The following is a 15421-nucleotide window of genomic DNA, read 5'->3' as shown; positions in this document are numbered from 1 at the left end:
AGGAGCCAGTCATGTTTAGAAGAAGTAGAAACGCAGCACCGGAAGCTATGCCACCAGTCGAAACCGAAACACCAGCCGGCGCGCAGCAGGATTTTGCACCTGACGCTGTTCGGACACTCAGGCAGAATGCTGCCGGGCTGTTACATGATATGTATCAGACAGTAGTACCGCTTGAGGCGCTTCCGGTGTTTGCGAGCCGAGCAAAAGGTTCAGTATTAGTGCGGATTGCCGATGATAATGACCCAGAAATGGCCAAGAATCCTTACGTTTCAGGGCTTCGACGCGATTTTGATGAACTATACAAACGGGGCGCGTTTACCGGTTCGCTACAAGCAGGGTTGCCTGTGTCGGAAGCACGGGTTTTGGCTTTAAACGACATTGACAGAGTAGCACATCGAGAAGCTTTACTTGAGCGTCTGAAACATGAACTACGTAAACCGGAAAAGGATTTTAATGAAAAAATATTTATTGAAGCCGTTCGGCACCTCCCGGAGCACAAAAAATTGCCGCCGAGCGAGGCCGCAAAGAAGGCCGAAGCACTCGCAGGAAATTTTGCGAATAGTGTTATAGTTGGCGAGCGGGCAAAAATGCGCGGCTATGATGAGGTCAGCCGGTTCGTTGGGCTGCCGCAGGCGCTTGATGCACGTATGGTGACACTACTTAGCCGATGCCTGGCACAGCTAGCGAGTAATCCAAAGAAGCCAGTAAGCCCCGACCCCATAGATGTGACACATCTCATGCAGACAACCCTTGCTATCAGTCAAGAAATCGTAGCTCACAACCGTCAGAATCCACACAACCAAAAAGGGTTCGAAAGTGTGAGTGCTACGGTAAATCATTTGGTAGCGGCAGCCGAAAGAATGCTGAATGCTCCTAGCTTCCCTGCGAACTATCGGCACTCTGCAGCCCAGGTGCTCCAGGCCTGTGGGCGCACCTATGTTGAGCCACAAAAGGATGGTTCACGGCGGTCGGATTCTCCTGCGCAAACACCCGAGTCTGCGCCCAAAAAATCACCGATTGTTGATGTCCGTATGCCTGGTGCCGAGAAAAAACAGCCCAAGATTACCGACCCAACGTATATCCCCGGTCAAGAGTCGGGCGGCAGGGTCACAACGGTAGATGTTGGGGAATGGCTTCGAACACATAAAGGTCCCGTCCGGACCGCTGCAACCGCCGCTGTGGCGGGCGCAATAATCGTTACGAATGCATCTGGCGCTGCTGCCATGCCCAGCTCACCACGGCCTGTCGCAGAGTCTAGTCGCACGACCGCGCAGCCAGCTGACGTTCAGGCTGGTTTCGGCGGCATAATCGTCGTTTCAACCGGACTCGGCGGATCGGTCAGTGGCGCACAAGCTGCCCCTGCTGCCCCACCCGCTGCCTCCGAGGTTAGGTTTTCAACTGCTGCGCCTAGAGTTTTTAGCAGTGGCGAGGCGCTTGGTGCGGTGGCCGTTGGCCCGACACTTGATGGGCAAGCGCCCTCACAACCGGAAGTCGGTTCTGGCCAATCGATTGTGACCCCAAAAAAAGTTACGCTTCCTCCCGCCCAAGAGACTATCTTAAAAGATGCAGTTAAGCATGCTGAAGTTCTTACGAAGAGTACCCTGGAACTCGCGGATAGTCTGCTCCGTGGGTTCCAGGGAGTGACCGGTGCTACCCTGAAAGATCCTAACCGCGTTACGAATATGTTCTTAGGGGTTGCCGATACCGTGAGCAAGAAAGACGGTGATTTTACGACGACAGCCAAAAATTACATTGCACACGCAGTTGTTGCCTCGCAGCTTCCAGATGTTTTTGATAACTCGCAAACCAAAGAAGTCTATAATATTTTGCTCTCAAGCCTCCCCGAAGGTATTGCCCCGGCAGACAAGAAGTATATTTTGCAGTTTGTAGAGGATGGCATGGAAAAATTCCTCAAAACAGAACAATTTAGCGCTGGAAAAAATCTCTATAGCGAAGAACAGTTACAGAAACTAGCGAAACTAGTTGCGCTTTCTGATGTACATAACTTAAACGCGCAAGAACTCGCCGATATTATTGCACAAGCAAAAGCAGCCGAGGCCGCCCAGCAACCAGTCGCCCCAGTGCCTGTACAAACAGAAACTCCAAATGCTCCGGAACAGCCCGCTCCAGGGGAACAAAAGCCTGTAAGTCCTGGTGCAGAAAAACCTATAGACCCAGAAGCGCAATTGGCAGCGTTAAAAAATGCCTTGGCTGAATTTAAAGTACCACAAGAATATATTGACTTATTCATTGCATCAGCTAATAAATATGGCATCCCTGTGTCTATTACTGTTTCGGATGCTCAAGCAGAATCGAACTTTAAAAAGGACGCTGTCGGTCCGATGACAAAATCCGGCGAAGCTAAAGGGATTGCTCAGTTTATAGATGCAACCTGGGGGCAAATAGTTAAAGACCTAAACTTCCCGTCAGACGCAAGCCCATTTGATGTCAAGTATGCAATTCCTGCTCAGGCATATTATCTTTCCCAGCAGTTCAAGAACGCGCAGAGTGCGTTGGCTGCCGGTAAGGTACAGGGGGATCCATATGAACTCATGCTTGCAGGCTATAATGCCGGGTTCGGAAATGTATTGAAGTACAAAGGCATACCGCCATTTGAAGAAACCCAGAAGTATGTCAGGAAAATCATGGCAAACAAAGCAAAAATTGAGGCTATGGTTGCGGGTCAGGCAGTAGTACAGCCAAAGGCTGAAAAGCCAGCGGCGCCGGAAGGAGCTGAAGGCGAATGGCACGGAACAATCGTGCCAGTATATGAGAACGGCAAAGTAGTAGGCATGAAAAAAGGCAGCGAAACCGTACCAGACAAGTGGAAGGGTCATACCTACTTAAACCAGCATGATGAACGGTGGGCCGAAAGTGCATATCAACGCCCTGACCAAAGTGGCAGAACAATAACATCGAGCGGCTGCGGCCCTACCAGCCAAGCTATGGTCTATTCTAACCTTTTGGGGCGGTTTATTAGCCCTGTTGAGGTTGGCGAATTAAACGTAAAGAAAGGTTTTCGAGCCGACGAAGGAACGTCACACGGCGCATTTGCAGCTATCGCGGAACACTTTGGTCTAAAAGCAAAAAACATTAATCCCGATTCTCTTGAAGAGATTAAAAAGGTTACTGACGCTGGGGGCTATGTCATTACCAATGGAACCGATACAGATCCCGCGACACCTGGTACAAAAGGTGGCCACATCTTTGTCATTCGAGGAGTTACCGCCGAAGGAAAGATACTTGTCTTAGATCCTAATAGTTTTGCAAAAACCATGGTAGCCTATGATCCACAGAGCGATATTTTTGATGCAAACAGCGTTGCTGTCGCAATATTTAAGTAGGATATAAAGTAATAAAAGTGTTTGTAGCATGAAAACAAACCATAATGTGATTATTGGAGCAGGGTTGGTCACTGCAGTCTTATTGGGTGGATGTTCGTCGGATGAATCGGCAAGACCAGCAAGACCTGCCTCTGTGTTAACAGCAGAGGCAGACGCCTTCGCCACGGTTGGTCCGTCACCGAATGCTATAGGTGCTACGCCGTCGCCCAATGACCTATCTGATACATGCCGAACTCTTGTGGCCACAGGACACACGCGTACCCCTGTCGAAAAACCGATGGACCTCGGGCAAATAGCAACTCGAGAGGGATTGCCCGAGGAAGATATTCGCCGGTTTAATCAATCTGTTCTAGGTGAAGCAGTTTTGGGCGCCGTTCTGCAGACAGGCGGTGGTTGCATAGGGTTGCCAAAAAGTCGTATAAATACCCTTACAGATTTGCAAATAGCTAGAATGAATAATGTGTCGTGGCGGGCTGGTTGCTTGGCTACGCCAGCTGAACTCAGGCGAGTGTATGTTCCGTATGTTGCCTTTGATGGCAGTAGTCGCACGGGTGAGATTGATGTGCATAAATCGGTCGCTAATGATATTGCCGAAATCTTTGAGAAAATGTATTCGTTAGGGTTTCCGCTCGACACCGTTAAGCCGCTTGAAAAGCTTGCACCAAAAACTTTGGCAACACCCAATCTATTTGAGGCACAAAAAATCGACGCATATTCTATGAAAGCGAATAACACGTCTGGGTTCAATTGCCGGAATGTTCCCGATAAAACACCGCCGACCGTATCTAGCCACGGATATGGACTCGCGGTAGATATTAACCCCTTGCAGAATCCATTTCTAAGCTTGAACGGAACAAAAGTATCGCCATTAGCAGGAACAGATTATCTCAATAGGGATCAATTAAGTCCTGGAATGCTCGGCAGAGATACCGCGCTGGGTGCTCAGGTAATTCAACTGTTCACTGAACGGGGCTGGACTTGGGGTGGCGATTTTAACGGCTTGAACAAAGACTGGCAGCATTTTTCTAAAAAAAAGTAAACAGGTCCTGTTGTGGCGGCTATGTAATTTCGTTGTTTGAAGAAACAAGCAGGTAAGTTGTGGCGAGCAGGGTTATGGCTCCTAGGGCTTGGGTGAGGGTCAGGCCTTGGCTCAGGAAGAGCCAGCCGATGATGACGGCACTGAGGGGCCAGGCGAGTTCTAGGATTGCGGCGCGGCTCGCAGCTACTCGTTGTAGCCCATAATAATAGATGAGTAGTGCAACCTGGCCAGTGCTAAACGTAATAGCAAGTAGGTAGAAAAACTGTGTTTGTGTGAGCGCAGAAATCGCGCTAGCCGAGCCGCTGCCAATGACGAAAAACAGTGATAGTACGGCCGTAAGTCCAAACCGTGCTGCCGTGACATGCGGATAGGATGTGCCCTTCAGCGCGTACTTTGAAAACGCCGTACCGATACCCCAACTTGCGGCAGCACCAGCGGCGTACAGCGCAGCAATAAGTGTCCCCTTGCCCGTATCGAGGTTTACGCGCATGTCTGGGAAGCTCACCAGGTAGGCGCCTGCGAGGGCAATGACCGAAAGCAAAATAAACTGTTTACTCAGTTTTTCACGCAGCAGCACGGCGGCGGTGGCTATGGCAAAGATGGGGTTGAGTTGCTGCAGAAGTACTACAACCGAAAAGTTGATGAAGTTAATTTGCCCAAGTGCTGCTGTGTAGAGTATGGTTCCGAGGGCGCCGGATAGTAGCGCCACAAGACCCATCGCCCACCACTGTTTACGGGTGAGTTCGCCAAACTTTTCGCGTGTTTTTAGAAGAAACGGTACCAGAAAAACCAGCCCAAGCAAGTGCTCCCAGAACACGATGACGCTTGGTGGCAGCGAGTATAGGTGGCGACGCAGGAGGCCATCTATACTCCATAGCAATGCGGCGATAATAACAGCCAAAGCTCCCGCCTGGGCAATCTTCTTCATACTAGTTCCCTTTCTGCCTCCTTGGGAAGCATCCGTCGTTTGACGGATTCCGACTGTACGGCCGGTGAACGAATTGCACGTTCTCATTCCGTCAGCTGACGGATCGACGACTTATGACCCCAAACGGTCAATCACGTCCGATTGGCGAATTTCACGCCACCCTGGTTAGATTTATACCATCTCAAGCATAGCATATGTCTGACGCTATCTGGGTTATATAAATATCTCGCTGTCTGGTCAAGAGAAAGGTTTTCCGCTAGACTGATAGCAGCAAATGGAGGGCTCGGACGTGAATTTTCAGGAGCGATTAGGACAGGCTACGGCAAACGGTTCTCTAGTATGTATTGGGCTTGATAGTGAGGTTACGAAGCTGCCTGCTGGTCTTGACCAGCTGGCGTTCAATAAGGCCATAGTCGATGCCACGCATGACCTGGTGTGCGCCTACAAACCAAACACGGCGTTTTATGAAGCGCGGGGTGCCGAAGGCATTCAGGTACTGAAAGACACGTGCGGCTACATTCGTTCGGTGGCGCCCAATGTGCTTATCATACTCGACGCCAAGCGGGCCGACATAGGCAATACCAACGCCGGGTATGTGCAGTTTGCCTACGAATATTTGGGGGCAGATGCGATTACCCTGCACCCGTATCTTGGGGGTGAAGCACTCGAGCCGTTTCTGGCGCGTGGTCATAAGGGTGCAATTATTCTTTGCCGCACTTCAAATCCCGGCTCGGGTGAGTTCCAGGACCGGCTAATCGATGGTCACAAGCTGTACGAGCACGTTGCGAAGATGGTGGCAAACGACTGGAATGGGCAGCAAAATTGCATGCTGGTGGTCGGTGCAACCTACCCCGAAGAAGCTGCGCGCGTTCGTGCGATTGTGGGCGATGATGTTTGGTTCTTGGTGCCGGGTGTGGGCGCGCAGGGCGGCAGCGTGGAAGCTACCATGGCGGCCGCGCAGAATAGCCACGGCGACGGGCTCATTATTTCCAGCTCGCGCGAGATACTATTTGTATCCTCCGGCAGCGACTTTGCCGAGGCCGCCCGCAGCAAAGCAGATGCACTCCGAAGTGAAATTAACTCCTACAGAAAGGGCAAATGAAGTGAAGCCAGAAGATATTTTGAAGCAAATGGGCTGTATTTACACGGGTCATTTCGTAGGTGTGAGTACGAAACACCTAGCCGGTTACTGCAACATAGACCCACTTATGCCCCATGTGCGCGAGGTGGGCGAACTAATGAAGGTGCTGGTGAGCCATTTTTCGGATGAAAACGTGGAGGTTGTTGCATCGCCCGCTGTGGGCGCAATTCCATTTGCGCACTGGGGAGCACAACATCTTATGGAAGGCACCACAAAAGACATATTAGGTGTGTGGGCAGATAAAGTTTCGGGTGCGTCTCAACGAGAATTTGTATTCGAACGTGAAGGTTTCGCCAAAGCGGTCGCAAGCAAACGTGTACTCATACTGGAGGACATGGTAAACCAAATGGCTTCTGTTAAGGCTATGATAAAAACGGTACGTGAAGCTGGTGGCATAGTTGTGGGGGTTGGTTGTGTTGCAGCGAATAAAGGGGCGACAGCAGATGAACTGGATGTGCCAAAGTTTGTGAAACTGACCAGTGTTGAATACGAAGTTTGGACGGCGGAAGAATGCGCTGCAAATGGGCTGTGCGCAAAAAGCGAGCCGATAGTGACCGATATAGGTCATGGCGATGATTTTCAGGCTGACCACCCCGATTATGCCGGCGGGTATGTAAAATTATTGAGCGTAGAGTAATGCTATACGACCCAACCAAAACATATGCAGAGAACGTAGCGGAGGGGCCCTTTGATGTTGATGCCAAAGATTACCGCGACTCAAGTGTTGAACCGGCCTATACGTTTCTCGGCTTTCCTATAAACTTCCCATTTGGCATAGCGGCTGGTTCCCTGCCGACCTCTCGGCATACAAGCGCGGCTTTTCGCCTGGGCTACGATGTAGTGGTGTATAAAACCCAGCGAGCACACGAGTTTCCGTGCAATCCTTTCCCGAACGTTCTACCGATTGCGGTAGATGGTGATTTGACGCTCGAAAAGCTCAAACAACCGCTGGTCGTGCTTCCCGACTATCCGCCCACCCCGACTGCCTTAAACATCACTAACTCATTTGGCGTGCCGTCGCCAGACCCGAGCGTCTGGACAGCAGACCTGCCTGCTGCGCTCGCGGGTGTGGGCGACGGGCAGCTGCTCATAATGAGCGTGGTGGGGACAATCCGTGAGGGCTATGGGGCAAATGAATATTATGATGACTTTGCCACGGCCGCAGGCCTCGCCAAACAAGCGGGTGCAAAAGTGGTCGAAATAAACCTATCGTGTCCGAATGTCGCAAGCGAGGGTGTTATCTGCTACAGCCACGATGCGGTCGTTGAAATATGTAAGCGTACCAAAGCAGTGTTGGGTGATACTCCGCTCGTCATAAAAATTGGCTATTTCACCCGGGATCAGCAAATTACCCTTGAGGAAATCATCCGGGATGTCAATGAGTATGTCGCTGCCATTAGTGCTATCAACACGTTACAAGGAACCATTGTGGATGAAAACGGCGAGCAAGCGTTACCTGGGCCGGGTCGGCTACGAAGCGGCGTGTGCGGTGCGGGCATACGTTGGGCGGGGCTGGATATGGTACGACGGCTGGATGCGCTCCGCAAAAAAGAAGGCTACGGCTACGAAATTATTGGTGTGGGCGGCGTCATGACGCCGGCTGACTTTGCCGAGTATCGTGCAGCCGGTGCAGACGTAGTGCAGGCCGTGACCGCTCCTATGTGGAACGAACACCTCTCGCAGGACGTCAAGACCGTATACTCCACCCCGTCATCCTGAACTTGTTTCAGGATCCATGCGCTTTCTCAGGCGTTAGCGTATTTACCGAACTTCACAGTATCACTAAACCTTGCTTCACATGGCAGTTCTCGGACTTCCAGCCGACCAAGGCCTTTTGCTGTCAAAAGGCCTTGGAACCAAAACCAGGCCAGAGCTCCAGCGTCTTGGCAGACATGTTTTTCGTTTCTACAACCAACTCGACAACTCCTCTCAGTTAGTATGCCACCGGCATACTAACTGTTCGTCAAACAAGTCTCGTTGCCTGTCGGAAGTTGTAGAAGCCGACAACAGTCTGGCCAGGTGCTTCCGCATGGCCACCACTAGTTACATCGCTTGCGCGATGATGGTATGTAGCGGCCTTACGGCCGCATTCGTTTGTCGTTAACCTGTGTTTCGCAATTCGTTGTAAGTTGTTTGTTGATAACTCGGTAGTTGATTGCTGAACGTTGAGTCTTATCTCATTCGCTGGAGCCGTTCAACCCGGGCGGCAGTACTTGGGTGGGTGGAAAACAGGCTGGACAGTCCCTGCATACTAAACATGTTGGTAAACATGAGGTGTGCGGTCGCTTGGTCGTTCGGGCGTGGCTGTAAGCCTGCCATGTTTGGCTTGAAATCTTCGAGCTTCTTTAGGGCGCTGGCAAGGTCGCCGCCCTGGCCTATCAAGTGTGCGCCGTGCTCATCAGCACCAAACTCGCGGCTACGTGACACGGCCATTTGTATGAGCATGGCGGCAAACGGCGCAAGAATAAGCATAGCTATGCCGCCAACCCAGTTGTTGCCTTCTTCGTCATTTCCGCCAAAAAGAGAACCGCCCCAAAACGCCATTTCCGCCAAGATGGATATGGCGCCGCCAACGGCTGCGGCTATGGTAGAAACCAGCATATCGTAGTTCTTAACGTGGCCGAGTTCGTGGGCAATAACGGCGCGAAGCTCACGTTCGTTCAGGATTTCGGTAATCCCCCTGTTTACCGCTACAACGGCATGTTTGGGGCTGCGACCAGTGGCAAAGGCGTTTGGAATGGGTGAATCTACGAAGTAAAGTTTTGGCATGGGCAGGCCATCTTTTTTAGCCAGTTCTCGTACGGCTTTTTCTATGTGCGGGTACGCTTTGACGTCAAGCGGCACGGCGCGCTGCATTTTTAGGACCATGCTGCCGCTAAACCAGTACATGCCAAAGTTCATGATGGTAGCGAGCAGCAACGCAATAATTGCCCCGCTCCGCCCGCCGAGCATGTAACCCACGGCAAGAAACAGACCTGTCAGGGCGCCCAGTAGCAGTGTTGTTTTTGCAAAACTTTTCATCAATCCTCCTTAGTCGTGCCGTGCTGTTGCCACGGTACCAACCTATAGTATAGCGAATGGGAGTGAATAAACTGTGGTCTAGACCACAATCTGGCACGCATTTCGCACCAGCCAGCCAGCCAACCAGCAAAGCTGCTTGCACCGCTGGCTTCTTTGACTCCTGCACATTTTTCCTTTCCAGTACTCACTCGCCGTACCTCAGTACGGCTCCTTCCGTGCTTCAAGGAGAAAATGCACATGAGCTCAAAGTGCGAAATGCGTGTCTGGGCTCGAACTGTTTGATACATTACAGTTTTTTTTGCTCAATTCGGTATACTTAAAAAGGCAAAAGAAATAGTGAGTGCAGCAAAAATCATTATAGGTATTACTAGAACACCGTCTCTGTTTGTGTCGTAAATCTGACGCTGCGCTTGCAGCGATACCGTGACAGTGCCACAGGACATGATTTAATAAGTTAGAATGGAGATGTAAGGTATGTTTAAAAGGGACACAACAGACGGTAGTCGCGTATGAGTGTGAGCTCTACTCGTAAACCGGCTATAGTCGTTCAGAGCCTGCGTAAGTCGTATGGTAGCAACGAAGTCCTGCGCGGCGTTAGTTTCGTGGTCGAACGCGGGACCATGCTCGCACTGCTTGGCCCGAATGGCGCGGGCAAGACGACAACGGTTCGTATTTTGAGTACGCTGTTACTGCCTGATAGCGGGTCGGTAACAGTGGAAGGACACGATGTGCGCGACGATGCCGAAGCGGTCCGCTCTGTTATTGGGCTGACTGGCCAGTCAGCCGCAGTAGACGAACTGCTGACCGGTCGTGAAAACTTGGTTATGATGGGCCAGCTGTACCGCCTGACGACCCCAAGTGCCAAGGCTCGGGCCCAAGAACTCCTGGAGGAGTTTGACCTGGTGGACGCAGCAGACCGCCCTAGCAAAACGTACTCGGGCGGTATGCGCCGCCGGCTTGACTTGGCCGTGAGTCTGATTGCGACGCCCCCCGTCATCTTTTTGGACGAACCAACAACCGGGCTTGACCCTCGCTCGCGACTGGTCATGTGGGATATTATTAAACGTCTTATGAGCCAGGGTACGACTATCTTGCTCACGACGCAGTATCTTGAGGAGGCTGACCAACTGGCTGACCAGATTGTACTCATAGACGGTGGCAAGGTGGTGGCCGAAGGGACAGCGGCGGAGTTAAAGAGTAAGGTTGGTAAAGACCGGCTGGTACTGACGTTTGCGCAAAACAAACAGGTGCAGGACGCGGCCCGTGTGCTTGAAACGCATGGTGGTGTTGCTCACCCCGAAACACTGCAGGTAGCCTTGCCTATCGAGCACCCCACTGAGGTCAAAACTGTTCTCGAGCTCCTTCAGCGGCACAAGATTACGGTAGCTTCGCTTGATATTCATAAGCCGACGCTGGATGACGTTTTTTTGGCGGTTACCAAAAAACCAACGGGGGCCGGAAAGGAAGATGTGTAAGTATGGCGGTTGAACTTGTCTTTACCTCAAAATCAAAAATAGGTTCTATGGTAAGCGATTCGCTCATTATGATACGGCGCAGTAGCCGTCACATACTGCGCAATACCGACCAGCTGCTGGGCGCGTTTTTTCAGCCAATTATGTTTCTGGTGCTGTTTGCATCGGTGTTTGGTGGCTCTATAGAAAAGGCCTTGCCGAGCGGTGTGAGCTACATAAACTTTCTCATGGCGGGCATTGTTGTGCAGACGGTGGCGTTTGGCTCGACGACCACTGCTATTGCGGTTACGAATGACCTCAAAAAAGGTATTGTCGACAGGTTTCGTAGCCTTCCCATGTCTAACTTGGCGGTGTTGAATGGCCATGTCATATCAGATATTTTGCGAAACGGCATTTCCACGCTGGTTATGCTGGTGGCGGGTTTTGTAATTGGGTTTCGGCCGCAAGCCAGTGTGTTTGAATGGTTTCAGATACTTGGTTTACTGCTTCTCTTTACGCTCACGTTTTCCTGGCTGTCGGCCATTATTGGGGTGCTTGCAAAAAGCGTTGAGGCGGTACAGTGGCTGACATTTGTCATTATTTTTCCGCTCACCTTTGCTTCGAGTGCGTTTACCCCAACCGACGGCATGGGAAAGTATTTGAAACTATTTGCCGAAAATCAACCAATCACTCAGGTGGTTGAAGCGATTCGGGCACTCATACTTGGTAACCCGGTTGGCGGGTACCTGTGGAAGGCGGCTGCCTGGTGCGTGCTGCTGCTTGTCATTGCCGTGCCAGTCGCTGCCCAGCTTTTTCGTCGTAAAACAACGTCATAAAATAGCGTACATACAGGAGGTACCATATGGCAAAAAGCGAAAACAAGACCAAACCGACCGATGTCAGCGTCGATGCGTTTATTGCTGGCGTGGCGGAACCTCGGCAGGGTGAAGCACGCAAACTACTAGCAATCATGCGCGACATAACAGGCGAGGAGCCAGTGATGTGGGGGCCGAGCATGATTGGGTTTGGCAGCTATCATTACACGTATGCATCTGGCCGCGAGGGCGACATGCTCAAAATTGGTTTTTCACCGCGCAAACCAGCACTCGTACTCTATGGGCTTGTGCACTACGAGGAAAATGAAGTGAACAGCGAACTGCTTGGTAGCCTTGGCCCACACGAACGAGGCAAAGGTTGCTTGTACATAAAGAACTTGCATGCGGTGGACGAGGCAACGCTGCGGCAGATGATTACAAATGCCTATCACCACACTACTACTACATGAGCATCGACGAATACCTCAGCAACTTCAGCGGCGAAACTCTTCGGCGGCTCTGTACCATACGCAGTATTATTCGCGCTGCAGCACCAGACGCCGTTGAGTCGGTGGCGTACGCTATGCCAGCGTACAAGCTGCATAACAAACCGCTCGTGTATTTTGCTGGCTACGATACTCACATTGGCTTCTATGCAACTCCCAACGGCCATGAGGCATTTAAAACCGAGTTTGCTCCCTATGTACAGGGCAAAGGTTCCGTGCAATTCCCGCACAATCAGCCCCTGCCAGAAGAGCTTATTCGACGTGTGGTGACGTACCGCATAGCGGAAGTGAATCGTTCTGCTTCGGAGCACCAAAAAACGAGGAGCCGAGCATGAGTGCTCCCGCAGGGTATAGCGGCACACCGCTGCTACAAAAACTCGGCTATGTCCCTGGCAAGATATCGTACGTGGACAGTATTGCCCCCTACTTTACAGAAGTACGTGATGATATCACACTGAACGCTCCCAGCTCATACGATTTCATTCATATTTTTGTAAAAACACCCGACGAGCTCCAACGCTCAGCCGACTACGCTACCTCCAAGCTCGCAAAGAACGGTATGTTATGGATTTCATGGCCAAAACAAACAGCGAACCCCACAGCGGTGCTGAGTAGCAATATTGTACGAGCCTACGGGCTTTCTATTGGATTAGTCGACGTCAAGGTCGCAGCAATTGATGCCGAGTGGTCGGGGCTGAAATTTGTCTACCGTACAAAAGACCGCTAACCTTTCCCGTTTACTTGACTGTTAGAAGCCGTACGCGTACCATATACAGGTGAAAATCATCGGTGTATTTGGGCAGCAACGCGGCGACGAAGGCAAAGGCCGTGTTGTGGATATGCTCGCAGAGGAATGTGACATTGTAGCGCGGTTCAATGGCGGCAGTAATGCTGGCCACACCGTGGTACTGCCGGACGGCCGGGAACTCGCCCTGCACATTGTGCCCTCCGGCATTGCTCACCCGAAGGCCGTGAACGTTATAGGCAATGGCACCATTGTTGACCCTGTACGCTTTGCCGATGAGTTACGTGACATCGAAAAACTTGGCATACAGGTTACGCCGGAAAACTTAAAGGTGAGCGCCAGCGCTCACCTGGTGCTGCCGCATTATAAGCAGCTCGAGGAAATCCGCGAGCTCGGCCGTGGTGCGCAGGGCTCTACCAAGGCCGGTATAGCTGACACGTACGCCGCCAAGGCGCAGCGTGCTGGTGTACGCGCAGAGCGCCTGCTCGGGAGCCATGAGTCGCTCCTACAGGTTGTGCGCGAAGGGCTTGAGTCTGTGGGGCCGGCACGAAAAGAGCATGGTCTAGCATCTGTTGACATAGAAAATGAAGTGAAATCGTACGCGCTAGCGCTCCAAAAACTCCAGCCGTTTGTAACCGACACATCGTTGTACGTAAACGAGAGGCTAGTTGGCGGCGCAACGCTGCTTGCCGAAGGGGCACAGGCATTTTTACTGGACATAGACCATGGCATGTACCCGTACGTCACGTCCTCCTCTACTACAGCAGGTGGTGTGGCGCCTGGGCTCGGGATTGCCCCGACGACCCTCGAGCGTTCAATAGGTATTGTTAAAGCGGTGCAGTCACACGTGGGCGGCGGGCCGTTTGTAACGGAAATTCATGATGAAAAACTTCTGAGCGTTCTCCACGGCGACATGTCGACTATAGATGCCGAAAAAGGCACCACGACCGGACGCGTCCGCCGGCTGGGCTACTTAGACATTACCGGCATACGCCGCGCGAATATGGTCAACGGCACAACCGAACTCGCCATTACTAAGCTCGACTGGGTGCCTCGCTACGGCAAAACAATCAAAGTGTGTATCTCGTACACATACCGCGGTGAAACACTGACCATGGCGCCAGATTCTGCCTGGGCGCTCGAAAAGTGCGAGCCGGTGTACGAAGAGCTTTCCTCCTGGGGCGAAGATATAACAGAGGTGCGTTCCTTCGCGGATTTGCCGCAGGCCGCTCAAGACTATATAACCGCACTCGAAACATGGACCGGCCTCCCCGTTACCTACATAGGCGTTGGCCCCCGCCGCGACCAGGTCATCATCCGTTAATACAATGCGTTAAATGTGTTCATTAGACTACGAAGTGCTGCTGGTACAGATTCGAATGTTTTCCCCGCGATTGACTGGATTGGAAGGATTTTCGCGCTGGTGCTGGTGAGGAACGCGGCGTCGTAGCTGCTGAGTGTGTCGAGAGGTATGGGCTGGTGAACAATGTCAAAGCCCTGTTCTTTCGCAAGCGCGAGCACATGGTCGCGCGTGACGCCCAGCAAAATATCTTCCTCGGGCGGTGAGTAAATGGTACTGCCCTTCAGTGTAAAGAAGTTGCTGCGCGTACCTTCGGTAATTTCGCCGCGGCGGTTTATAAGCAGCGCGTCATGTGCGCCCTGTGATTGGGCGCCGCGGTACGCCAAATAACTCGGCAGCATATTGAGCGTTTTGGCGTGAGGGTACATGCGCTCGTACTCATAGGTAACGCAGTGACAGCCAGTTTTGTAGAGTTTGCGCTCAACAAAATACGGCGCCAGGCAGAGTATGTATAGCTCGGCATCGGCCGCTGTTTTGCCCCCAATGAGCAGTAGTTTGATGTTACACGTTTCCACTTCATTTGCAGCGATGATATCTGTTATATACCGCTCAATTTCACTTGGTTGGTAGTGGTGTTCGAGCCCAATTGCGTCTGCAGATAGTTCTAGCCGGCGGCAATGCTCATCTACAAAACGTGCTATGCCGTGCGAAACGCGGATGGTTTCGTACACGCCGTAGCCGTAGGAATACTCGATGCTCGCAAGCGGCACTGTCGCCTGCTCTACGGGCAATACAACGCCGCCCCGCGAAAAAAACGAAAAACTCATAGCACTATGGTACCGTGGTTCTGGTACGAACGCTATATGTCGCCAGTATTTACTTATCGGATGCGGGTAATGAGACGAAGGTTTGAGAGGTAGTGCTGTGGGTCGGTAGTGGGGTGCGTGCGTAGGTATTCAATATGCTTTTCCACAAACGGAATGACATGGCTCGGGTAGAGTTCGCCGTTTGGGCTGTAGCCTGGGTTGGTAATGTAGCGAGCGTCGGCCGTCATTTCTTTCAGAGACTGTATAAATGCCTGTCCTTCTTCGCTGGCGAAGAAGGCGGCGCTTTTTGTGGAAGACGGCATGA

15 protein-coding genes are annotated in these 15421 nt (G+C 51.8%); 11 read left to right on the top strand and 4 right to left on the bottom strand.

Annotated features, from left to right (window positions below; all coding sequences use genetic code 11):
- Positions 1-11: 11 nt before the first annotated feature.
- A complete protein-coding gene (locus tag IPP75_01780; GenBank protein ID QQS69848.1) occupies positions 12-3344 on the top strand; it encodes a C39 family peptidase in 3333 nt (1110 codons plus the stop codon).
- A 28-nt stretch (positions 3345-3372) separates the two neighbouring features.
- Positions 3373-4383: a M15 family metallopeptidase gene (locus tag IPP75_01775; GenBank protein ID QQS69847.1), complete on the top strand. Its 1011-nt coding sequence runs from the start codon at positions 3373-3375 to the stop codon at positions 4381-4383.
- 19 nt (positions 4384-4402) lie between these two features.
- Here IPP75_01775 and IPP75_01770 read toward each other — a convergent pair whose 3' ends face one another.
- A complete protein-coding gene (locus IPP75_01770; protein QQS69846.1) occupies positions 4403-5311 on the bottom strand; it encodes a DMT family transporter in 909 nt (302 codons plus the stop codon).
- Positions 5312-5600: 289 nt separating this feature from the next.
- Here IPP75_01770 and pyrF point away from each other — a divergent pair, with 289 nt between their 5' ends.
- From pyrF to IPP75_01755, 3 genes are read left to right on the top strand one after another with little or no spacing between them, the layout of a single operon-like run.
- Positions 5601-6413 carry an orotidine-5'-phosphate decarboxylase gene (pyrF, locus tag IPP75_01765; protein ID QQS70147.1) on the top strand — a complete coding sequence of 271 codons (813 nt, stop codon included), beginning with the start codon at positions 5601-5603 and terminating at the stop codon, positions 6411-6413.
- Positions 6382-7089, top strand: a complete 708-nt coding sequence (locus IPP75_01760; GenBank protein QQS69845.1) for a hypothetical protein — start codon at positions 6382-6384, stop codon at positions 7087-7089. The genes pyrF and IPP75_01760 overlap by 32 nt, the downstream gene beginning before the upstream one ends.
- Positions 7089-8171, top strand: coding sequence for a diguanylate cyclase (locus IPP75_01755; GenBank protein ID QQS69844.1), 1083 nt, complete (start codon positions 7089-7091; stop codon positions 8169-8171). The genes IPP75_01760 and IPP75_01755 overlap by 1 nt, the downstream gene beginning before the upstream one ends.
- A 453-nt stretch (positions 8172-8624) precedes the next feature.
- Here the strand turns inward: IPP75_01755 and IPP75_01750 are convergent, their stop codons facing one another.
- Positions 8625-9473: a zinc metalloprotease HtpX gene (locus IPP75_01750; GenBank protein QQS69843.1), complete on the bottom strand. Its 849-nt coding sequence runs from the start codon at positions 9471-9473 to the stop codon at positions 8625-8627.
- A gap of 509 nt (positions 9474-9982) precedes the next feature.
- Here IPP75_01750 and IPP75_01745 point away from each other — a divergent pair.
- Genes IPP75_01745 through IPP75_01720 form a run of 6 tightly spaced genes read left to right on the top strand, consistent with a single transcriptional unit; the run spans position 9983 to position 14314 of the window.
- Positions 9983-10948 carry an ATP-binding cassette domain-containing protein gene (locus IPP75_01745; GenBank protein ID QQS69842.1) on the top strand — a complete coding sequence of 322 codons (966 nt, stop codon included), beginning with the start codon at positions 9983-9985 and terminating at the stop codon, positions 10946-10948.
- A gap of 2 nt (positions 10949-10950) precedes the next feature.
- A complete protein-coding gene (locus IPP75_01740; protein QQS69841.1) occupies positions 10951-11760 on the top strand; it encodes an ABC transporter permease in 810 nt (269 codons plus the stop codon).
- 26 nt (positions 11761-11786) lie between these two features.
- The gene (locus tag IPP75_01735; protein ID QQS69840.1) at positions 11787-12209 is read left to right on the top strand and encodes a DUF1801 domain-containing protein; all 423 of its coding nucleotides are present in this window, start codon (positions 11787-11789) and stop codon (positions 12207-12209) included.
- A complete protein-coding gene (locus tag IPP75_01730; protein QQS69839.1) occupies positions 12206-12580 on the top strand; it encodes a DUF1801 domain-containing protein in 375 nt (124 codons plus the stop codon). The genes IPP75_01735 and IPP75_01730 overlap by 4 nt, the downstream gene beginning before the upstream one ends.
- The gene (locus IPP75_01725) at positions 12577-12972 is read left to right on the top strand and encodes a DUF3052 domain-containing protein (protein ID QQS69838.1); all 396 of its coding nucleotides are present in this window, start codon (positions 12577-12579) and stop codon (positions 12970-12972) included. Before IPP75_01730 ends, IPP75_01725 begins: the two co-directional genes overlap by 4 nt.
- Before the next feature lie 49 nt (positions 12973-13021).
- Positions 13022-14314, top strand: coding sequence for an adenylosuccinate synthase (locus tag IPP75_01720; GenBank protein QQS69837.1), 1293 nt, complete (start codon positions 13022-13024; stop codon positions 14312-14314).
- Here IPP75_01720 and IPP75_01715 read toward each other — a convergent pair.
- A complete protein-coding gene (locus tag IPP75_01715) occupies positions 14311-15117 on the bottom strand; it encodes an aminotransferase class IV (protein QQS69836.1) in 807 nt (268 codons plus the stop codon). The two genes, IPP75_01720 and IPP75_01715, sit on opposite strands and share 4 nt — an antisense overlap.
- 53 nt (positions 15118-15170) lie before the next feature.
- On the bottom strand, positions 15171-15419 hold the full coding sequence (locus IPP75_01710) for a hypothetical protein (protein ID QQS69835.1): 249 nt from the start codon (positions 15417-15419) through the stop codon (positions 15171-15173).
- Positions 15420-15421 lie beyond the last annotated feature (2 nt).

This window comes from Candidatus Saccharibacteria bacterium (genome assembly GCA_016700375.1).
In the GTDB taxonomy this organism is placed as follows: domain Bacteria; phylum Patescibacteriota; class Saccharimonadia; order Saccharimonadales; family UBA4665; genus JAGXIT01.
The sequence above is the reverse complement of the archived record's forward strand: the minus strand, read 5'-3'. Positions and strand labels throughout refer to the sequence as shown.

Excerpts from the sequence above, each read along its gene's own strand:
- IPP75_01780 (QQS69848.1), top strand. The coding sequence starts at position 12 with ATGTTTAGAAGAAGTAGAAACGCAGCACCGGAAGCTATGCCACCAGTC.
- IPP75_01775 (QQS69847.1), top strand. The coding sequence starts at position 3,373 with ATGAAAACAAACCATAATGTGATTATTGGAGCAGGGTTGGTCACTGCA.
- IPP75_01770 (QQS69846.1), bottom strand. The coding sequence starts at position 5,311 with ATGAAGAAGATTGCCCAGGCGGGAGCTTTGGCTGTTATTATCGCCGCA.
- IPP75_01755 (QQS69844.1), top strand. The coding sequence starts at position 7,089 with ATGCTATACGACCCAACCAAAACATATGCAGAGAACGTAGCGGAGGGG.
- IPP75_01750 (QQS69843.1), bottom strand. The coding sequence starts at position 9,473 with ATGAAAAGTTTTGCAAAAACAACACTGCTACTGGGCGCCCTGACAGGT.
- IPP75_01745 (QQS69842.1), top strand. The coding sequence starts at position 9,983 with ATGAGTGTGAGCTCTACTCGTAAACCGGCTATAGTCGTTCAGAGCCTG.
- IPP75_01740 (QQS69841.1), top strand. The coding sequence starts at position 10,951 with ATGGCGGTTGAACTTGTCTTTACCTCAAAATCAAAAATAGGTTCTATG.
- IPP75_01735 (QQS69840.1), top strand. The coding sequence starts at position 11,787 with ATGGCAAAAAGCGAAAACAAGACCAAACCGACCGATGTCAGCGTCGAT.
- IPP75_01730 (QQS69839.1), top strand. The coding sequence starts at position 12,206 with ATGAGCATCGACGAATACCTCAGCAACTTCAGCGGCGAAACTCTTCGG.
- IPP75_01725 (QQS69838.1), top strand. The coding sequence starts at position 12,577 with ATGAGTGCTCCCGCAGGGTATAGCGGCACACCGCTGCTACAAAAACTC.
- IPP75_01715 (QQS69836.1), bottom strand. The coding sequence starts at position 15,117 with ATGAGTTTTTCGTTTTTTTCGCGGGGCGGCGTTGTATTGCCCGTAGAG.
- IPP75_01710 (QQS69835.1), bottom strand. The coding sequence starts at position 15,419 with ATGCCGTCTTCCACAAAAAGCGCCGCCTTCTTCGCCAGCGAAGAAGGA.